Origin of the sequence: Prevotella sp. oral taxon 299 str. F0039 (assembly GCF_000163055.2) — a bacterium.
Taxonomy (GTDB): Bacteria; Bacteroidota; Bacteroidia; order Bacteroidales; family Bacteroidaceae; genus Prevotella.
Window position 1 is genome coordinate 587,901 of record NC_022124.1, and the last position, 21,310, is coordinate 609,210.

Annotated in this window: 12 protein-coding genes; 7 read left to right on the plus strand and 5 right to left on the minus strand. The window is 37.4% G+C overall.

The window, feature by feature from the left end:
• Positions 1-9 precede the first annotated feature (9 nt).
• From HMPREF0669_RS02350 to HMPREF0669_RS02370, 5 genes are all read left to right on the plus strand, one after another.
• A complete protein-coding gene (locus HMPREF0669_RS02350; protein ID WP_009228590.1) occupies positions 10-1,578 on the plus strand; it encodes a RagB/SusD family nutrient uptake outer membrane protein in 1,569 nt (522 codons plus the stop codon).
• An 18-nt stretch (positions 1,579-1,596) separates the two neighbouring features.
• Complete coding sequence (locus HMPREF0669_RS02355) at positions 1,597-2,481, plus strand: putative zinc-binding metallopeptidase (protein ID WP_009228591.1); 885 nt, start codon at positions 1,597-1,599, stop codon at positions 2,479-2,481.
• Between the two features lie 9 nt (positions 2,482-2,490).
• Positions 2,491-3,810, plus strand: a complete 1,320-nt coding sequence (locus tag HMPREF0669_RS02360; RefSeq protein ID WP_009228592.1) for a DUF4302 domain-containing protein — start codon at positions 2,491-2,493, stop codon at positions 3,808-3,810.
• A gap of 13 nt (positions 3,811-3,823) precedes the next feature.
• On the plus strand, positions 3,824-4,936 hold the full coding sequence (locus HMPREF0669_RS02365) for a BACON domain-containing protein (RefSeq protein ID WP_009228593.1): 1,113 nt from the start codon (positions 3,824-3,826) through the stop codon (positions 4,934-4,936).
• A gap of 667 nt (positions 4,937-5,603) precedes the next feature.
• Complete coding sequence (locus HMPREF0669_RS02370) at positions 5,604-7,862, plus strand: nitric-oxide reductase large subunit (protein ID WP_009228594.1); 2,259 nt, start codon at positions 5,604-5,606, stop codon at positions 7,860-7,862.
• 360 nt (positions 7,863-8,222) lie between these two features.
• On the opposite strand, the gene HMPREF0669_RS02375 is transcribed toward HMPREF0669_RS02370, so the two are convergent.
• Genes HMPREF0669_RS02375 through HMPREF0669_RS02395 form a run of 5 tightly spaced genes read right to left on the minus strand, consistent with a single transcriptional unit; the run spans position 8,223 to position 16,355 of the window.
• Positions 8,223-9,266, minus strand: a complete 1,044-nt coding sequence (locus HMPREF0669_RS02375) for a BACON domain-containing protein (protein WP_009228595.1) — start codon at positions 9,264-9,266, stop codon at positions 8,223-8,225.
• Positions 9,267-9,276: 10 nt separating this feature from the next.
• Positions 9,277-10,548 carry a DUF4302 domain-containing protein gene (locus HMPREF0669_RS02380; RefSeq protein ID WP_009228596.1) on the minus strand — a complete coding sequence of 424 codons (1,272 nt, stop codon included), beginning with the start codon at positions 10,546-10,548 and terminating at the stop codon, positions 9,277-9,279.
• A 9-nt stretch (positions 10,549-10,557) separates the two neighbouring features.
• Entirely contained in the window at positions 10,558-11,442 is an 885-nt protein-coding gene (locus HMPREF0669_RS02385; RefSeq protein ID WP_020967956.1) for a putative zinc-binding metallopeptidase, read from the minus strand.
• A gap of 16 nt (positions 11,443-11,458) precedes the next feature.
• Positions 11,459-13,024, minus strand: a complete 1,566-nt coding sequence (locus HMPREF0669_RS02390) for a RagB/SusD family nutrient uptake outer membrane protein (protein ID WP_009228598.1) — start codon at positions 13,022-13,024, stop codon at positions 11,459-11,461.
• Positions 13,025-13,040: 16 nt separating this feature from the next.
• Positions 13,041-16,355 (minus strand): SusC/RagA family TonB-linked outer membrane protein, encoded by a 3,315-nt coding sequence (locus tag HMPREF0669_RS02395; protein WP_020967957.1) that lies wholly within the window; start codon positions 16,353-16,355, stop codon positions 13,041-13,043.
• Between the two features lie 1,151 nt (positions 16,356-17,506).
• Here HMPREF0669_RS02395 and HMPREF0669_RS02400 point away from each other — a divergent pair.
• The gene (locus tag HMPREF0669_RS02400; protein ID WP_009228600.1) at positions 17,507-19,555 is read left to right on the plus strand and encodes a cytochrome c biogenesis protein CcdA; all 2,049 of its coding nucleotides are present in this window, start codon (positions 17,507-17,509) and stop codon (positions 19,553-19,555) included.
• A 286-nt stretch (positions 19,556-19,841) separates the two neighbouring features.
• Positions 19,842-21,134 (plus strand): serine dehydratase subunit alpha family protein, encoded by a 1,293-nt coding sequence (locus HMPREF0669_RS02405; RefSeq protein ID WP_009228601.1) that lies wholly within the window; start codon positions 19,842-19,844, stop codon positions 21,132-21,134.
• Positions 21,135-21,310: the final 176 nt, after the last annotated feature.

Below are 21,310 nucleotides of genomic sequence, written 5' to 3' on the forward strand. Positions count from 1 at the left end.
ATGAATTTTATGAGTAATAGAAAATATATACTAGGTTGTTTCGTTGCATTAATTGCCCTATTTACTAGCTGTAATAATTATTTAGATAAACAACCCGATAGTAGACAAACAATAGATAGCGAAGAAAAGGCTTCTAAGTTATTGGTATCTGCTTATCCACTTGCGCACCCTGCCTATCTCTTTGAAATGTATTCGGATAACACCGATGAGCATGATAATCCCTCATGGACATCTGCAGATCGTTTTCAAGAGCAGGCTTATTATTGGAAAGACATTACAGAAATAGCCAATCAAGAAACTCCTCAGCAGCTATGGAACACTCATTATACTGCCATTGCTACAGCAAATGAGGTGCTAGAACTTGCAGATAAACCTGAAAACAAAGGCAAATATGCAACTCAAAGGGGCGAAGCTCTTCTTTGTAGAGCATATAGTATGTTCCAACTTGCCAATATTTTTTGTCAAGCATACAACCCTCTTACGGCCTCAAAAGAACTTGGTTTACCTTATCCAACAAAGCCAGAGCGAACCGTAAAGGCAACTTACACTCGTGGAACTCTTGATAGTTTGTATGTAAAGATAGAGAACGATTTATTAAAGGGAATCGAACTTGTTGGCGACAACTATGAAGTTCCAAAGATGCACTTCACTCCTGAGGCTGCAAATGCATTCGCTGCTCGTTTCTATCTCTATTATAGAAAGTACGACAAGGCGATTGATTATGCTACAAAGGTATTAGGTTCTAATCCTGAAAGCAAGCTACGTGACTGGGCAAGTTGGGATAAATTAGAGTCAAATGGACAAATTCAAACCAATGCTTACGTCAAAGCCAACCAAAAAGCCAATATTCTTTTGCAGGTAGTAGCAAGTGAATGGGGGGCAGTTAATGGTCCAACAATTATCGGTAACAGATATTCTCACGGCTCATTGCTATCTAAAACAGAAACACTTCAGGCTCCTGGACCTTGGGGAGACGATGGAGATGGCCTCAATGTCAGCGTTTGGTTTGCCAACACACTTTCTAAGTATATTTTAAGAAAGGTGCCATTGTCTATTAAATATGTAGATATTCATGCAGGTACTGGTATGGCTTATTCAGAATTTGCAGTATTTACAGCCGACGAAACTTTGTTAACAAGAGCGGAAGCTTATGCTTTAACAGGTAATTACGCTGCGGCTTTAAATGATGTGAACACCGAGTTATTAGCGCTTTCAAAGAAGAAAGTGCAGCTAACTCTTCCACAAATTCAAACCTATTATGCAGCCGTTCCTTATTACACACCAAAGAAACCAAGTATAAAGAAAGCACTTCACACCGATTTTAGTATTGATGCAACAACTCAAGAACCATTGCTTCAAACCATACTTCAATTGAAACGAATTGTTACTTTGCACGAAGGTTTGCGTTTGCAAGACATCAAACGCTATGGAATAACAGTTTATCGTCGTAAGTTAGGAACAAGAAACGAAGTGAAAGAAGTAACAGACTCGCTTACAGCAGGCGACCTCCGATTAGCAATTCAGCTTCCTCAAGATGTTATTGCTGCTGGTCTTCAAGCCAATCCACGTAAAAATTAATCTCTAAAAGTTTATTTTATGAATAAGAAAGTCATATCATTTATAAGCTTAGTATTTATTGCTTTAGCCTTTGTTGCATGTTCCGACGAAGGTCCAAAGCAACCAAGTATATTCCCAACAAAGCCTGTTAATAGAAACAATTTTGAGCAATGGTTGCTTAAGAATTACACCTATCCATACAATGTAGAGGTGCAGTATAAGTTGGTTGATGGCGAAACAGACATCAACTACACACTTTCGCCAGCCGATTCAGCAAAAAGTGCACAGCTAGCCATCATCATTAAGTATCTATGGTTCGATGCTTACAACGAAGTAGCAGGTCCAGAGCTTGTAAAGCAAAGTGCTCCAAGAGTATTGCAGATGGTTGGTTCCTCAGCATTCACACGTCAACAAACCGAAGTTGTGGGAACTGCTGAGGGTGGATATAAGGTTTCTTTATATAAAGTGAATGATCTTACACCAGAGGTGTTGAAAGATTATAAGCTTATGCGACTTTATTATTTCCACACAATGCACCATGAGTTCACTCACATTCTCAATCAGTTAAAGCCTTATGATAGTCAATACGACCGTATAACCGAGTCGGATTATGTAAGCGGAAACTGGTATGGTAAGTCACAAAGAGTTGCTCATCGCCTTGGATTCGTATCGCCATATGCAATGGATCAAGGTAGAGAAGACTTTGCAGAGATGCTGTCTTACTATGTAACTCTTAGCGAAGCAGAATGGAACGACATTCTTCAAGATGCAGGAACTAAAGGTGCTTCGCTCATAAAGCAAAAGCTCGAGATGGTGAGAAGCTATATGAGTACATCGTGGAATGTAGATATCGACGAGCTTAGAACAGCAGTATTGCGTCGTGCAGGACAAATAGAAAAGTTAGATTTAACCACCTTAAAATAAGGAATAGATATGAAGAAATTACATATATATTTATTATTGCCCCTTCTTTCATTGTTGCTCAATGCTTGTTTGAAAGACAACACCGAAGCATTTAGTACATCTACAGCCCTTCGTTTAGATGAGGCTGCAAAGCAAAGCAAGGAATTATTAGAATCATCTGAAACAGGTTGGATTCTTAATTACTACACTGGTAGAGATTATTCTAATGCTGGTCGCACCCTTCTTTTAAAGTTTAAAGATGGCAAAGCAACCATTATGGGCGATTTAACTGGTCCAGAAGTCACCTCAAAGTCAGATTACGACGTGGTGAAAGATCAAGGAATCGTATTAACATTTAACACCAATAACGAAGTACTTCACTCGCTAACACAAGCTGCTTTGCGTGAGCCCGAAGGCAAACAAGGCGACTATGAATTCTTGATTCTTAAGCAAACACAAGATAGCATTTATCTTCGTGGAAAGCGTTGGCACAACAACATGGTGCTAACCAAATTGCCTAAAGACACCAAATGGGAAGAGTATATGACCGGAGCATTGACCGTGAAGGAATCGCTTGCAGTAAATACATTTAAGTTTATACTTGGAAACGATACCATTGCTGACGGGACTATCGACCCAACCAGCACTCGTTTAAATGCAGAAATCAAGGGTATAACCTATGATATGCCTTTCACTTTCACCAACAAGGGTATTCACTTGCAACGTCCACTCGTTGTAAATGGGGTGTCGTATAGCGACTTAACATGGAATGCAGAGACCAATGCGTTAGAAAATGGCGATTTCAAAGCTGCCTTATTTATACCTAAGGGCTTTAAACCAATCGACTTCTGGTATGGAACTTGGACTGTTGCTTTCACCAATACAACAAGAGTTCGTATGAATATTACACTCACATTGAAACCTGGTGATGGCAAACAATACCTCAATGGAACATTAGATGTAACTGTACGTAACGGCAGACAATCTAGCACAACACATTATCCTATGACCTTAGGATATAACGTTGCGAATGGAGGTATATATCTTGGAGCTCAATCTGTCACCGATCCTACAGGTAAATTTGCGGGTGGTATTCGTCTTCTTCCTTTGGTTATCAATGGCAATAAGGCAGACCTTGTAGACGATGGCGTCCTTACTTATATCTGGAATGAAGATACAGAAACGGCTGTTTTAACCGACACTGGCGAAGGAAGTCGTCCTGTAGACTCATTTGTTGGATTTGGATTAGGCGATAACCTACAGCTTATTCTCGACGAACATAACGACCCTGCACGTGCATTCTATGTACCAAAGGCTGTTGAACTCAGAAATCATAAACCCCTAAATTAAAGATTATAGTTTTATGAAATATATTAATCGTTTCTTAAAATCGCTCATCTTAGCAACATGTTGTTTTGCTTTTGTAGCGTGTAGCGATGAAAACACTCCAACAACCAATACGCTTGAGATTGAAGCTTCGAACACTTTCTTTAATGTAGAGGGTGGCAGAAAAGAAGTACTTCTTGCAAACACAGCCGCAAAAGCTTATGCACAAGACAGCTGGTTGCACGTTCAAACCGATGGAAAGAAAGTGGTTTTAACTGCTGGTTTGAATACTTCTACTCAGTCTAGAAATACACTTCTCACGATAAAGAACGAAGCTGGTGATTCTGTTCGTTTGAATATTTTGCAAGAAGGTATCTACTATGGTCTTCCACAAGATCAAACAATTCTTGAAGACGATAAGGCCATTGAACGCAACATGCGTGTTGTTTCAAATGTAGCTATGGACTATAAGGCTACAGAAGACTGGATTGATGTTTCTTATACCAATAACGTTTTAACCATAAAGGTAAAAGAAAACACCACAGGGCGTCCAAGAGTGGGATGGGTTACTGCATCGCTTAGTCCACAAGCCTTAAACGCAAGTAGTATAACTGGTGAACAGCCAACTCTTAAACCCGACTCGCTAAAGGTTGTACAAGCATCTATAGACGACTTTGTAGGAACCTACTCACAAACAGCTTTAACTGTTGATAGTTTGCAACAGCTTATTCCTATCAATAGTGTAGTGAAGATAGAGAAGGTGAACGACAAAACAGCTAACTTCGTTGTAGATAATACTTATACATGGGAAATTAGCTTTGTAAAGGGTGTTGGCTTTAAAATGAGCAACGGAAAGCTTGGTAGAGTGACTCAAAAGACACCAAAAATAAAGTGGTATTCGCTTTCTGTTCTCGTTGCAGACGACTATCGAAATGGACATGCTACTGCTATTAATGGTGTGAACGACATTCTTCCTTTGACGATGAATAAGAGTGGAGAACTTATATTTGAAGATGCTTTAGGACTGAATGCAGAGCGAACTTTCAAGTCTTATGGTTGGAACTTCTACTCTACAACCAAACCTGATTTAGGAACATTGCAGGGAGTTGATAAGGTGTTTATTCAACCAAAACTCACTCGAACAAATTAATATCGCACCGTTTTGAGGTGCACCTTAATCTTAAAATAGTAGGAGGGCGACACTATCTTTATGATAGATGTCGTCCTTTTTGTATTCAGAATCTTTTTATATAACAACAGCTTATATTCTAGAATAAATTGTTTTATCGAACTTTTAAATAAAGGATAGTGTGCGGGAGTGCGATGAGTGTTGCTAAAAATGCATGTTATTGTAGTTTAGAAACATTGCTTTTGCAATGTAAAAGCAATGCAATTACGATGTAAAAAGATAGCTTTTATGGTATATTTGAAATGATAATTTGCGATGGTAAGTAGGGATTTGAATCTTCCTTAACTTGAGTCTTGTCATGAATATTCTGATAAAACTATAATTTATGTCAATAAAACAAACAGGTAACAAATGTTATTATTTTGCTATAAGCGTAGATTGTAAATGTTACCAAAAGGTATTTTATTTATTATAACGCTAAAAAATAAAGCCCTGTGGCATGCTAATTGTTTCGCTCTTTACACTTCTTTAAGAGCATAAAATGTGCCACTTTCTATTTGATAGGATGACAGTAAGGTCTATTGGTTAAATAGTAGAGTGATAGAATATATCTTAGATGTAGACAGGCACTTCTTAGAAAATTTTCAATAAATCTCAATATAAACATTTAAAAGCAAATAAAAAAAAGATGACACCAAAGAAACTATGGTTAGCGTTGGCTGCGGTCATAATTGGATCGTTTGCCGTTTTGGGCTTCTATGGCGTTGAAATCTTCCGTGAAATGCCACCATTTCCAAACAAAGTGGTGACAGAAAAAGGTGAAACGCTATTTGAAGGACAGGATATTAAAGATGGACAAAATGTGTGGCAATCGGTAGGTGGCCAAACAGTTGGTAGTGTTTGGGGACATGGAGCCTATGTTGCTCCCGACTGGACTGCCGATTATTTGCATCGTGAATCAGAACTAATGCTTAATGCATTGGCAAAGAAAGATGGTAAAGAATATTCTAAACTATCTGAAGCAGATAAGGCTAAATACAAAGTTCTATTACAAGAAGAATTGCGTAAAAATACTTATGATCCTAATACAGGTATTATAACTTATTCTGAAATGCGTGCACAAGTGGCTCGTGAGCTACGCAATTACTATGCAAAAGTGTTCTTGAATGCTCCTGAAATGGCAAAATTGCGTGCAGCTTATGCTATGCGTGATAAGTCTATTGAAGCAGTTGACGGACTAACAGCAGAGCAAAGATTAGATAAAATGGATGCATTCTTTGCTTGGTCGAGCTGGGTTTGCGTAACCAATAGACCAGGAAGCGACGTTAGTTACACCAACAACTGGCCTCACGATCCTGTAATTGGTAATACAGCTCCAACTTCATTACATCTTTGGTCGGGATTTAGTGTATTGCTATTGCTTTTCTGTGTAGGTATATTGGTATACTATTATACTCAACATAAAGAAGAACATGTATCAAAAGTTCCTGAAAGTGATCCTATGAGAGAACTCAAACCAACAGCTTCTATGCGTGCAGTTTTGAAATATATCTGGGTCGTAGGAGCATTGATGCTAGTGCAAATGCTTTCAGGAGTGATTACTGCTCACTATGGAGTAGAGGGTGATGCGTTCTTTGGATTACCAATTCAAAACATCTTCCCCTATGCAGTTTCACGTAGTTGGCATGTTCAATTAGCTATTCTTTGGATTGCAACATCTTGGTTAGCAACTGGTCTTTACATCGCTCCAGCTGTTTCTGGTGTTGAACCAAAGTATCAAGCACTTGGTGTAAATGTGCTCTTTGGTGCACTTGTGTTTGTTGTTGCTGGTTCACTAGCAGGTCAATGGTTTGGTGTTATGCAGAAACTTGGCTTGGTTGAGAACTTCTGGTTGGGACATCAAGGATATGAATATGTAGAGTTAGGACGCCTTTGGCAAATTCTTCTGCTTACAGGTTTGGTGCTTTGGCTATTCCTTATGATTCGTGCTTTGATTCCTGCTTTGAAACGAAAAGATGAAAATAGACACTTATTAACCCTTTTCGTTATTGCATCCCTTGCTATTGCTTTCTTCTATGCAGCAGGCTTAATGTATGGCAGACAAACACACATGGCAATTGCAGAGTATTGGCGTTGGTGGGTTGTTCACCTTTGGGTAGAAGGCTTCTTTGAAGTTTTCGCAACAGTTGTAGCATCATTCTTGTTCTGTAGATTAGGCCTATTGAAGGTGAAGAGCGCTACAATTTCTGTACTCTTCTCAACAATTGTGTTCCTTGCAGGTGGTATTTTAGGAACATTCCACCACCTTTACTTTAGTGCAACACCTACAGCTGTGTTGGCATTGGGTGCAACCTTCAGTGCATTAGAAATTGTTCCTTTGGTACTTATTGGTATCGAAGCATACCATAATTATCAATTAAGTAAGGCAACTCCATGGATTAAGGCATACAAATGGCCTATCTATTGCTTCATTGCAATGTGTTTCTGGAACTTCTTAGGTGCTGGTATCTTTGGTTTCTCAATCAATCCACCTATCGCTCTTTATTTCTTACAAGGTCTAAACACTACTGCAGTACACGGACACGCAGCTCTATTTGGAGTGTATGGTATTCTTGGTATCGGCTTAATGTTATTTGTTTTGCGTGGATTATATCCCGATTACGAATGGAACGACAAGTTAATGGGTGCTTCGTTCTGGTGTATTAACATTGGTTTGTTGTTGATGACTGTGGTAAGTATCTTGCCAATTGGTATCCTTCAAGCACACGAAAGTATCACAAACGCTTATTGGTCGGCACGTTCTGCAGAGTTTATGCAACAAGATATCATGCAAACTCTTCGTTGGTTACGTGTTCCTGGCGACTTGTTCGTTGCTATTGGCGAAGTGCTATTGGTTCTATTTATAATAGGATTGCAATTCGGTTGGTCTCGTAAAGGACGTCGATAAGTATTTCAAGTCATCTTCTGTTATCTCATCTAGTATGATAACACGGAAAAAATAATTATAAAATTGTTAGATAAAAAGAGTAGGCGAGTGTCTCAATGGAGATGCTCGCCTATTTCTATTTTATAGCCCAAAGAGGCTTAGAGAGTATTTGGTATTTCTCAATTTTCCTTCGCTTTAAGCCCTAATAGCCTTTAATCCATGGCGTATGATGATGGGTGTGAGATCAACTTCTCTTTTGCTTGTATGCAAATTAAAATGAAATGCAAAATAAAAGCGTTGGTTTCTTCACAGGAACCAACGCTTTCTTTTTGATTAAAAACAAAAAGAAGAATATTCAGAAGATGATAAAAAGTTCTGATTTTATTTTGCAATCATGTATGGATCAAGATAGCTTCCGTATAAACCTAGAAAGTTTGTTTGGTCGGCATCCTCTTTATTAAATAGCGCAAAACCAAAGTGTGGAGTCTCACCTATATGGCTACTACCATTTGATACAAATTTTAGTTTGTTATCATTTGTAAGTTCTAGGTTGATTGAGTCTGTTTTTTTGAAAGTCATTTCACCTTTATTTGAAATCAATACTGATTTTAAATAATTTGAATTTGCACTTGTATTTTGAGGCTTAAGTACTGTTTCTCCTGCCTTGAAGGCAAATATTCCACCTCCTTTATACTTACCGCCCCAACTATATGCATTGCCGAAATGAAGTGAAATACTATCTTTTGTAACTTTTGTAATCTCAACTTCAAGTTCCTTTGACTCGATTTTTTTATCTATTGTTACTGTTTCATACTTTAGTGTGTAGTGTCCTACTAAGTCGTCAATGCTTGTTTGAACAACTCTAATAGAGTCTTTGAATCCGCCTAAAGCAAGTTTTACATAACCCACACGAGGTTTACCTGTTGTATTCTTTGCAACACTAATAGTAAGAGAATCTGCATCTGTTTTGGTTTGGAGCCAATCGGCAGTGGTGCTTATTGTTACTTTTCGATTGGTATTAAACTTGAATTTAGAGCTTGCAGCTTCGTCTTCTAAGACAAGGTCGCTATTATTCTCTAGAGAAAAGACACTTCCTTCTTGGGTGACACTAAGGGTAAAAGATGCCCCTTTGGCGTCTTTCAATAGCACTTGAGCACCACGTGAAGTTAAATTGTCGTTGCTTTGAGTTGATAATTGCACGCTATCGCCTTTTATTTCAGCTTTTAGCCATGTTGCTTCGGTGGTTGCTTCGGTAATAGGAGTTGAGGCAACTACAACAGTAGTATCGAGATCTGCTTTGAAATAAGTTTTTGCTTTAAGTATCTTTAAAGTGCTTGGGGCAACATAATTTGTGTTGTCATCGTTGCAAGATGCCGTGAAAAGGCATCCTGCAACAAGTAGTAAAAATCCAAATATCTTGTTCATAACTTTATTTCTATGGGTTTACACGTGTTAAAGAGGTTATATTGTTGAGCTGAATCGTAAGAACAAAGTCGCCATCTACTTCAATTGGCTCATTTTTTTCATTAAATGCAACAGCGTAAAAGGTGTTGGCTTTATTCTTACCAGTACCTTTGCTCACATATTTTGCTGTTTGTGATGTTTCATCCCAGATAAAATTACCTCCAGCTCCTTCTGCAATGACAAAATTGAAAGCCGTTTCAGAGAAAGGAACAAAGAGTGCTCCACCTGGTTCCTCAGTAGTTTTTACCTCTAAATGTTGTATTATGAATTGTAAGCATCCTTTATTAGAATCGTAGATGTAATCTATTGGATATTTCTTTCCATTATATTCGAGAGTGGATTGAACTTTTCTGCCTGAGCCTTGTTTTAGTGTTACAAATGCTTTTGCCTTTCCAGAATGATTTATTTTCCACTTTCCTATCCAAAAGGAAATTGGTTTGTAGCCTTCTGGAAGAATTGGTTTGAGGGTTACATCACCATTGTTGAGGTTTTGAGTTTTGTTATTTAGTGTGAAAGAATTATACTCTTTACCTTCTATAGTGATGGGTTGAGCAAGTTCTATACCTGTAGTCGTAGTGGAATAAGCACATGAATATGAATTGTTTCCCACTTTAATGTTGGCATGTTGTGTTAGAGTGTTGAGTGATGCGCTACCTGTAGCATCGCTTTCTCCAACCGAGATCTCATAATTGTTAGACACTCCACTGCTAACACTAATGATACTATCTAAGTGTTCCTTCCAATTCACATTATCTGCAAGGCGTGTTAGATACATGTGGTTACCCCATTTCTTGCCTTTTAGATGAATTGTATCAGCTGTTGCCTTTAGAATTAAAAATTCATAATCGCCCTCTTCGCCATTAACATTCTCAAGAGACACTTGAGCTTTTTCGTGCATGATTGCATTAAAAGTGGTGAAAGTGAGAACAGGACCTTGGTCTCTTTTAAGTTCATACCTTGATGTTGAGATAGAATCGCTACCTACAAAGTCGGCAGCGACAGAGGCCTTGCCATCCTTAAACTTAAGAAGATAAGTATAACCAGAAAAGCGATACTCTTTACCAGTGTAGTAATGAAGTTCCCAACCATTTGTTGCACTTTCAAGAATTCTAGTTTCTTCTTCTATAGAATTGGTGATTCTGACAGATGCAGATTCATTGAATAGTTCTTTTTCATCTTGTGCACAAGCACTAAAAGCGATGAGTGCAAAAGGGAGTAATATATAATTTAAGATTCTCTTCATATTATTCTACTAGTTTAAATGTTCTAAATCAATTTTTCTTAAGTCTTTTCCTCTACGAAGAACAACATCTCTTAAATCATCAATATCGATGTTCCATGAGTTTTTCATATAACTTTTAATAAGTGCTATCTTTTGATTTATTAGGCTTGCACCTTTGGTTCCCGCACGTTGTAGGCGATCATTCCATTTTTGGGGACTATCTGTTACGTAGAAAGAAAGCAACTCTGCAAAGTCTTCTCGTGGTTCGCTTCTTGCATAATTACTAATATATCCTTCTTTTAAGCATTCCTCTTCTCCCAATTGATACCATTCGCCACTGACGTAAGTTGTAGGTGTTATCTTATCAAAAGATTCATCATATGGTTTCTTTTGATTAAGAATGTGAGTGAACTCGTGGTGCATTGTGTGGAAGAAATAGAAGTTTAACCAATTGTAATTATAGATGGTTGCTTTTGTTAGCTCGTTTACTCTATATAAAGTAACCTTGTATCCACCTTCAGCTGTAGCCAATGTTTCTGTGCCATCAGAGTTAAAAGCGGGAGAACCCACAAGCATTACAACACGAGGACTATTTAGTTTAACAAAATTTTGCCCTGCAACTTCATTGTAAGCATCGAACCACATGTATTTAGTGATTATTGCTAGCTTAGCAGATTTAGCAGAATCGGCTGGTACAAGATTGTGCTTTCCTTCTGTTTCGATGTCATTTAGCTTATATTGCATATCGACATTATAAGGGAGTGTATAATTATTTTCCATCCATGTCTCAAATTTGTCAAGCTTAGGTTGAGTTTCTGGGAAGATAGAAGTACTATCAAGATTGTCTTTTGAGCATGAAACAAACGAGCCTGCTAATGTAAATAATACAGCAATTAATAAATATCTATATTTCATATAAAGTCTCCTTATTTTATTTTTTATTTCTTGGATTCGCTTGAAAGCCTGCAACTCTAGCCTCTTGTGGAATTTGAATAGCTGTTCGTGGATCATCTACCGTGATTGAATCTGTAGCAGGATTAATAGTATTATTTGTGTCTATTGATCTACGATAAATAGTTATACCATATCGTTTGACATCTTGCATACGTAAACCTTCATGCATTGTAATGAGACGTTTAAGCTGAAGAATAGCTTGAAGTAATGGCTCCTGTGTTGTTCCTTCGATAGTAAAGTTTGTATGGAACTTCTTTTTAGGAGTTGGTCTCGTTGGAGTGTAGTACGAAATTGAACTATAGAAGTCCTTAATTTTTTGCAAAGTCAATGTGACAGGAGTATTAGAGAATGCCTTTAACTCTGTATTTAAGTCTGCAAGAGCTTTCTCGTATTGTCCTGAAAGAACGTAAGCCTCAGCTCTTACCATAAGGGTTTCGTCAGTATTAAATACAGAATAGGTAGAATAAGGACTTCCTTGATTTCCTGTTTGATCTGAAGAACCAAAGAAGAAAGGTATCTTTCTCAATATAACTTTATCGGTAGAGTTATTGTACCATAGAGAATAACCCAATGAAGAACCACGTCCCCATGGACCTGCTGCTCTTAAAGTTTCTGTATTTGATAACACACTTCCATGTACATAACGTGAACCAACATTGCCAGGACCTGCTATAAAGCCTTGGGCACTATAGGCAGAAATGAGTAGTAAGTTAGCTTTTTCGCTAGCATCGATATATGCATCGGGTTGCCATTGATCGTTTGCTGCAATCTTATTCCATGTTTTCCAGTTACGAAGCTTGTTCTCTGGATTTGCAGTTAGAACCTTTGTTGCATATTCAATCGCTTTATCATATTTTTGATAATATAGAAAGAAACGAGCAGCAAAGGCATTTCCAGCCTCAGGAGTGAAGTGATATTTAGGTTGACTATAATTATTTCCAACCAAAGCTAAGCCTTTAAGCAAATCTTCTTCAATCTTTTTATAAGTTTCTCCGATAGTTCCACGCTCGTAATGTTTTCCTATCTCATTTTCAGGTGTGGTTGGATAAGGCATACCTAAAGCCTTATCTGCACGTTCAGGGGTGTAGGCTTCACAGAAAGTATTTGTTAATTGAAATACAGAATAAGCTCTACAGAGATAAGCTTCACCTAATTGTTGGTTGTATGCATTCTTGTTTGAAGCAGTTTCAATGAACTCTATTGCTTGGTTTGCAGTGGCAACACTATTCCAAAACCCATCAAATTGCATTTTAGGATCATCTCCGAAGCCAAAGTCTATATTGTCTTCCCAATTATAAATTTGCTCTTGAAAACTATCATAAGCAGTCCAAGAAGGGTTAATTAGTTCATCGGTATTGTCTGAATACAACTCTAGCATATATGCATTGTGTGTACCTGGGTAGGCACTTACGAGCAAACGACTCACGTCTGATGGTGTTTTTAGAGTCATACGATTATCAGGTAGCATGTCTAACTTGTCAGTACAAGCCCCTAAAAGAGTCGTTGCAGCTGCAAATAATAATGATATATATGTATATTTCATAATCTTTTTAGTTTTATTATAGTCCAACCTTAACTGTTAGAGTAAATTGTTTTGGCATAGGAGAAGCCACTCCACCAGCGTTAAAGAACTCAGGGTCTTGTCCGTTTAGCTTGCTATCAGCATATAATAAGCACAAGTTGGTTGCTTGAAGCTTGAGCGATAAGTTATTAATAGGTGTGCTAGATAACCAAGCTTTAGGGAAATCATAGGTAAGAGAAACCTCTTTTAGACGAATGAAATCACCCTTTGCAACACGAACGTTAGATAAGTTATAAGCACTATACGCTCTTTCTATGTTGTTTGTTTTCTTGTTTCTGTATCTATCTATGATGGTTGGCACATTGGTTGTTAATTCATCACCGCCCCTCATCCATCTATTTCTAAAGACTTTTGTCATTGAAGATAGGTCGTTATAAGCCGCTTTGAATACGGGATCTAATCGAAGTACGTTTCCAAATGAGTAAGTCATGAAGACATTTAGATGGAATCCTTTATAAGAGAATACATTTCCTAGTGATCCTGTGTATATTGGATCGGTTGGACCTTCATATTTTAAGAAATCTAATTTCTGACGTTCTTGAAGGTTAATGTTTGTTGTTGTAACTTCATTATTCTCGTTTAGGAACATAGGAAGCCCCTCTTCTGTTAGTCCTACGAAAGGAACTGAGAATAAAGAGCGCACAGGATAGCCTTTTAATGCAAATCCACTACCATTTACAAGCTGTCTAACAGATGCATAGTTGTGTAGCTTTGTAATCTCAGTGTTGGTATATGAGTAGATAAAACTGGTTACCCAAGAGAAATCTTTGGTTTTAATGTTTGTCGAAGAAACGCTAAGTTCCATACCATTAGAATGGAGCTGTGCAATATTTCCAGCTCTTTCCACTTCTCCTCCAATACCTTCGGTAATTGTATAGCCCATTTCATCAAAGTTATTACGGGTATAAACGTCGAAAGTAACATTCAAGCGGTCATGTAATAAACCAAGATCCACACCAAAGTTTAACTCATTCTTTTTCTCATAAGTCAAGCTACTATTACCTAATTTATAGATTTCTATCGCAGGTTCTTTAATTGAAGCAAATCTACGATAAGGTGTTGTAGACCTTAATTGAGGAACAGGATTAGAGAATGTAGTTGCTGGTGGTGTTCCAGTTAAACTATAAGAAGTACGTAATGTCAAGTGAGATAGTGGCTTAAGTTTGTCGAACCACTTTTCTTCGTGAACGTTCCAAGATCCCGAAACGTTCCAAGTAGACATCCAACGGGCCTGTTTACTACGTCCCATTTGGTTTGAGCCTTCATAGCGATACGTTCCATTAGCAACGTATTTTCCTTTATATGAGTAGGTTGCATTAGCAAAGAAAGCCTGACTAAATGAATGTGTATTATTAAGAGTGTAATACACTTCAGATCTTTCTATTTGTCGTTTGAATAAGTCATACACATAGAATGGAGTTTCACCAGCATCGAATTGCATACCCCAACCTTCAAAGAAAGTTCTTGTTCTATTTATTTCTGTGGTTTCCATACCACCGAATAAATTCACGATATGTGCCTTGTTGAAAGTGTGGTTATAGTTTGCAGTAACACGGAAGTCGTAATCACTCATTCTATTTTCACCCTTATGATAGATACCACCATTAGGTAATATTGTGTAAGGCTTACTATATTGCTTGTCGGGGTCGGTGTAAAGCAAGTAATTTTTGTCACGAATGATAGCATTAGGCATTGCTCTATATGCCTCTGCTTGGTTAGATGTATCAAAAACTTTATGTTCTTGCGATGTTGTTGCATATTTAAATGCACCAAGGGCAGCAAGTTCTAGGTCTTTAATAGGCTTATATTTTAACTCGAATTGGAATTTCGCATCGAGCACATTAAGGTCGATATAGTTGTTATTTAATTCGTGGAAAATATTGAAAGGAGCATAGTTTAGAACGTATGTCTCATTTGGATCGAGTGCTCTTGATGTATTTAAAGCATACGAATAGGGGTTAATATCGAAATCACGAACAACAGTTCCATTCACTGCGTCAACTTCTCTTTCAAGTGAACCTGGTGCTCTTTGCTTACGATAAGAAGCACCACCAATTACGTTTAATGAAAGGTTGTTTAATATTTGATGCGTAACATTAAAGTTTGCAGTGTATCTATTTACCTTACTTTGCTTGTACCATCCTGGATCGAGCATTGCACTCATTGAGGCATAGTAATTTGATTTTGCAGTACCACCATTCATACTAACAGAGTGGTTTTGCATAATTGCAGGCGAGAAAAGCAATGAGAACCAGTCGGTATTGCGATATTCTGCTTCACGAAGATATTGATTCTGCGCTAAAGTGGTATGAGCTAACTTAAATTGCTGTGTTGCTGGATCGTAAGTGTTGATGAGTTCGTACATCTTACCATACACTCCATAGTCCTTACCATTCAACACATCAGAATAATTTAACCAACCCTTATCTTTTAATTCACGATAGATACCCATTTGATCTTGTGAATTCAATATATCAAAGTTAGAATAAGAAGGAACTAAACGAGATGTAAATTCACCTGTATAGTTAAAATGTGCTTGTCCTTGTTTACCCTTTTTAGTAGTTACAACAATCACACCTGCCATGGCACGAGCACCATATATAGATGTAGCAGAACCGTCTTTAAGGATTTGGAAGCTCTCAATATCATCAGAGTTCAAGCCTGCAATAGCAGAACTGATAAGTGTTTCGGGATTACCAGAAGCCAAATCGTCTGCTCCTACGTTAGAAACATCTTCCATAATAACACCATCTACTACCCAAAGAGGTTTAGAACTACCATAAATAGAGGTTGCTCCACGAACACGAATTTTAGGTGCAGAACCAAATGTACCACTAACATTCTGAACTGAAACACCTGCTGCTTGTCCTTCAAGAGAACGACTAATGTCTGCAACACCATTCAAACGTGCTTTCGAAGCATCTACTTTATCGGTAGCACCAGTAAACAAACGTCTGTCGGTTTTAGTTAAACCAGTTACCACAACGTCTGATAATACTTGTGCATCGCTTTTCAATAACACTTTCATATTGGTGGTTCCTTTAAGAGTTTGAGTAACCATACCAATATAACTAATAGTTACTTTTGGATTACTTTCATTCACTGAAAGCGAAAACTTTCCATCCATGTCGGTCACTGTAGCTATTTTTGTGCCTGCAACTGTAACAGTTGCACCAATAACAGGCTCGTTATCAGTAGCACCAATAACTACTCCAGAGACTTTAGTTTGAGCTAAAGCACTTCCTAAGCAAAGGAATATGCCAACTAAAAACATAGTTAGTCTTTTCTTCATAAACTTTCTCTCTAATTAATAATTAATGTAAATAAAAACTTTTATCTGTGGTGTTATATATTTTATATCTTCTTTTCGCCATCCAATTCTTTATTTTGTATAAAACAATAGATCATTTTCTGAATTTTGTTTTAATTTAAAATAAAAAGGTGCCAACTACTAAAAAGAATGAAAGAAAAACAATATTTCAGTAGTGGATTTAGCAAAAATAAGAGAAATGAAATCCTTTTGCAAGTAAATCAAATAAATAATTCACTTTTGTAATGTTTTTTAACAGTTGTCAAAGGGAAAATTAATTAAAATCGATATTTATGCAAATTAGATACATAAATGCACGTTTTACTTTTTATTTGTAACAAATTGAAAGTAAATAGTGTTTTTATGTACATGTTTTATCTGTGAGACTATAATAGAATGATGCTTGTTTTCTGTGGAAATAGCTCGTATTTTTTTATTTTTATATACTTTTTGCCTCACTTTTTTATTATATTATTTATTACAATCTAATACTTGTTAAAAATAGATGCTTAAAGTTGTGCTTGTTTTAGATGGAATAGACAAAAGAGTATGGAGGAATTGTATGCTATTGTTTAATATATCGTGATTCGAAAGACTATAAGTTGTATAAAGAAAATAGACGAATGTATAATGCTTTGATTATCTTTTGTTTATGGGGGTGTAATGTATCATGTGCTAAAAGCGTTGTTATTGCGAATCAAAAGCATTGCCATTTACGTGCAAAAGCATTCCTTTTATACTCTAAAAACAATGCTTTTGTTGCTCAATAAAATGTAACTTAACATGAATACGAATTTGTATCCAAGGCTAAAAGGTGTAATACGAAAGAAAAGAAGGGTAAATAAGTGTTAGAGTGGAATAGCATAGTAAAAAGAAATAAAGGTAAAATGATAGATTTTTTTTATTGTTTTTTTGTGTAGTAAATGATATTAAATATGTATATTTGCATAACCTTTATTCTTTATGAAGGCAAAAAAACAGATAATAACCTTCAAATAAAATAAAGAAAGCTAAGTGGAAAGGTGATGAAGAATATATCTTGCACACCTTTTTATATATAAAGAGAGTATAAAAAACTTCTTAACTGCAAGTAGAAAATAACCATATTATAAAGCAAAAGAAAGCACACGAAGATGAAAAAAACTATCTCTATGGCGTTATTATTGCTTATTGCGATATTCGCTAATGCACAGATGGCAAATCCAGTGAAGTCTTCTTCACAGTTAAAAATGGGTAAGGGAGCCGAAGCCGAAATGCTTTTTACTCTTACAATTGAGCCTCATTGGCACGTTTATTCAACAAACTTGGGGTCTGGAGGACCAACAGAAGCTGCCTTGAAGTTTGACAAAAAAGATGGTATTGAGCTTGTAGGTGGCTTGAAAGCAGTCGGAAAAGAAATCAGTAACTTTGATCAGATGTTCGGAATGAACCTTCGCTATTTCGAAAATCATGTAACCTTCGTTCAGAAAATCAAATTTACTAAGCCTGAATACACCATCGATGCTTTCTTAGAGTATGGTGCATGTAGCGATAAAATGTGTATGCCACCTTCTGAAGTAACATTGAAGAAGAATGGGAAAGCACCCGTTACGGCAACTGCAGACGCTGCAAAAGACGTAAAAAAAAACGAAAATGAAATAGAAAAAGAGGCAGAAACACCTGAGGTTGTAAGCTCTTTGCCCACCGATAGTGTTACTTCTGCAAAGGTTGATACCACATCGAGCGTAGCAAGTGGAGACCTTTGGACTCCCGTTGTGAAAGAACTTCAGGCAAAAGACGGCGTTAGCGATATTGCTAACCAATCTGTTTTGTACATCTTTATCATGGGATTTTTAGGCGGATTGTTGGCACTTTTTACACCATGTGTATGGCCAATTATCCCCATGACCGTTAGCTTCTTCCTTAAAAGAAACAAAGATAAAAGCAAAGGATTGCGTGATGCAATAACCTATGGTATATCTATTGTGGTGATTTATGTCACATTAGGCTTGGTTATTACATCTATATTTGGTGCAAGTAGATTAAATGATCTGGCAACAAATGCGGTATTTAATATTGTGTTCTGTGCCCTTTTAGTGGTCTTTGCACTATCTTTCTTTGGCTGGTTCGAGATAAAACTTCCCGAAAAATGGGCAAATTCAGTAGATAATAAAGCCAACAACACAAGTGGATTGATATCTATCTTCCTCATGGCTTTCACCCTTTCACTGGTAAGTTTCTCTTGTACAGGTCCTATTATCGGCTTTCTTTTGGTACAAGTAAGTACAACCAACAGCATAACCGCACCCGCAATAGGTATGTTTGGTTTTGCACTTGCACTTGCATTGCCCTTCACTTTGTTTGCATTGTTCCCCTCTTGGCTCAAACAAGCACCCAAATCAGGTAACTGGATGAATACCATTAAAGTTACATTGGGTTTCATTGAGCTAGCATTTGCATTGAAATTCTTCTCAGTTGCCGACCTTGCTTATGGCTGGCACCTATTAGATCGTGAGGTATTTCTTGCTATTTGGATCGTAATATTTGGTATGTTAGGTCTTTATCTCATTGGAAAACTCAAGTTCCCAAGCGACCTTGTGAATGGAGAAGATAAGGCAATGCCCGTTCCTGCGATAGCTCTTGGTATGGTATCTCTTGCCTTTACCGTTTATCTAGTGCCAGGATTGTGGGGCGCACCCGTTAAAGCTGTAGGTGCTTTTGCGCCTCCTATCAATACACAAGACTTCAACTTAGATTCTAAACAGGTACACGCTGCATACAAAGACTATGAAGAAGGAATGGCAGCAGCTAAGCAATTGGGTAAGCCAGTGATGATAGATTTCACAGGATTTGGTTGCGTTAACTGCCGTAAAATGGAGGCTTCGGTATGGAGCGACCCACAAGTTGCAACTAAGTTAACTAACGATTATGTTCTAATATCTCTCTTTGTAGACGATAAAACACCACTTAAAGAACCTATTGTCGTTACAGAAAACGGACAAGAGCGCAAACTTCGCACTATAGGAGATAAGTGGAGCTATCTTCAAAGAGTTAAGTTTGGTTCGAACACTCAACCTCAATATGTTGGACTCGACCACAACGGACACCCCATTACTGGCTCTTATAGCTATAAAGAAGATGTTCCTGCCTACTTAGATTTCCTTGATAAGGGTCTTGCAACCTTTAGAAAAGCGCAACAATAATAGGCTCATAGATTGATGAAACGAATGTATATTGCTCTCGATTCTTATCTAAAGAAGACAGAACCCACATTCGTTTCATCAATTGTTTTTAATAGACTATCTACAATAAGTTATTTTGTTTGAAAATAAAAGCAATGTTTTTGGTGTGTAATAGCAGTCCTTTTAGCATGCAAAAGCAGTCTTTTTACAACCTAAAAGCAATCCTTTTAAAATCGTGTAGCTTTCTAATTGCCTTTCAAACTAATTCAGAAACATTATAATCAACACTTTAAATTAGCCTTAAACAATGATTAATGCAGAAACAAGAGCACAGATTATAAGTCTTATTAATAAAGAAGTTGTGCCTGCAGTGGGCTGTACTGAGCCTATGGCTGTGGCATTGTGTGCTGCAAAAGCAGCCGAAGTGTTGGGCTGTAGACCACAAAAAGTGAGAGCACAGCTAAGCGCAAATATCCTAAAAAACGCCATGGGAGTGGGTATTCCTGGAACAGGTATGATTGGATTGCCTATCGCAATTGCCTTAGGTACATTGATAGGAAAGAGCGAATATCAGTTAGAAGTGATTAAAGACCTTACGCCTGAAACTTTAGAAGAGGGAAAAGCCTTTATTAAAGAGCAACGAATAACGATATTAAGGAAGAGCAATATAGAAGAAAAACTATATATAGAAGTAGAGAGTTCTACCGAAACAAGTAAGGTAACAGTCATCATTTCTTGCGCACATACAAATATTGTGTACATCGAAAAAGATGGAGAAGTGTTGTTAGATAATCGCACAGCTCGTTCAGAAACATGTGAACAAAAAGATATTTCGCTTAATTTGCAGTTGGTTTACGACTTTGCAACCACTGCTCCAGTGGGTGAAATAGACTTTATTCTCAAAGCTAAAGACTATAATTTAAAGGCTGCAGAAGATTCGTTAAAAGGCAACTACGGACATTGTTTGGGTAAAACAATGAACCGTCCGCTATCTCATGGAATCTTTGGAGATAGCATTTATTCGCACGTTATCGCCAAAACAGCGTCGGCATGTGATGCTCGTATGGGTGGAGCAATGATACCAGTGATGAGTAATTCGGGTTCAGGAAACCAAGGAATATGTGCCACTAACCCTGTGGTTGTATATGCTTTAGAGAACAAAAACACCGAAGAAGAATTGGTGAGAGCCTTAATATTGAGCCATTTAACCGCCATTTACATCAAACAAAGCCTTGGAAAGCTTTCTGCATTGTGTGGTTGTGTGGTAGCTTCGATAGGTAGTAGTTGTGGAATAACCTACTTGATGGGAGGCGATTATGATAAGATTTGCCACTCAGTGAAGAACATGATAGCCAATTTAGCAGGTATGTTGTGCGACGGAGCCAAGCCAGGTTGTTCGTTAAAGATTAGCTCTGGCGTTTCAACCGCATTGCTATCGGCAGTGTTATCAATGGAAGGACGTTTCGTTACCGCAGCCGAAGGTATTGTAGATGATGATGTAGATAAATCGATTCGCAACCTAACTAGTATCGGAGCCAATGCAATGAACCTCACAGACGAGATGGTTCTAAATATTATGGTGAGCAAAAATGGCTGCTAAGTACTTATAAATCCTATTTATTGGTAAGCTAATTTACTTATATTTGCCGCTGTCTTCGTGCCGATAAGCTTATAGTCTTATTATATTAATAAGGTGTATGCTTAATAATAAGAGCAAGGAATGATGGCGAATGAAAAGAAATAAAGAGATAAAACGATTGCGTTGCTAAGAAATTA

What these genes read in the sequence shown, in the direction of transcription:
- HMPREF0669_RS02350 (WP_009228590.1), top strand. Translation starts at nt 10, where the DNA reads ATGAGTAATAGAAAATATATACTAGGTTGTTTCGTTGCATTAATTGCC.
- HMPREF0669_RS02355 (WP_009228591.1), top strand. Translation starts at nt 1,597, where the DNA reads ATGAATAAGAAAGTCATATCATTTATAAGCTTAGTATTTATTGCTTTA.
- HMPREF0669_RS02360 (WP_009228592.1), top strand. Translation starts at nt 2,491, where the DNA reads ATGAAGAAATTACATATATATTTATTATTGCCCCTTCTTTCATTGTTG.
- HMPREF0669_RS02365 (WP_009228593.1), top strand. Translation starts at nt 3,824, where the DNA reads ATGAAATATATTAATCGTTTCTTAAAATCGCTCATCTTAGCAACATGT.
- HMPREF0669_RS02370 (WP_009228594.1), top strand. Translation starts at nt 5,604, where the DNA reads ATGACACCAAAGAAACTATGGTTAGCGTTGGCTGCGGTCATAATTGGA.
- HMPREF0669_RS02375 (WP_009228595.1), bottom strand. Translation starts at nt 9,266, where the DNA reads ATGAACAAGATATTTGGATTTTTACTACTTGTTGCAGGATGCCTTTTC.
- HMPREF0669_RS02380 (WP_009228596.1), bottom strand. Translation starts at nt 10,548, where the DNA reads ATGAAGAGAATCTTAAATTATATATTACTCCCTTTTGCACTCATCGCT.
- HMPREF0669_RS02385 (WP_020967956.1), bottom strand. Translation starts at nt 11,442, where the DNA reads ATGAAATATAGATATTTATTAATTGCTGTATTATTTACATTAGCAGGC.
- HMPREF0669_RS02390 (WP_009228598.1), bottom strand. Translation starts at nt 13,024, where the DNA reads ATGAAATATACATATATATCATTATTATTTGCAGCTGCAACGACTCTT.
- HMPREF0669_RS02395 (WP_020967957.1), bottom strand. Translation starts at nt 16,355, where the DNA reads ATGAAGAAAAGACTAACTATGTTTTTAGTTGGCATATTCCTTTGCTTA.
- HMPREF0669_RS02400 (WP_009228600.1), top strand. Translation starts at nt 17,507, where the DNA reads ATGAAAAAAACTATCTCTATGGCGTTATTATTGCTTATTGCGATATTC.
- HMPREF0669_RS02405 (WP_009228601.1), top strand. Translation starts at nt 19,842, where the DNA reads ATGATTAATGCAGAAACAAGAGCACAGATTATAAGTCTTATTAATAAA.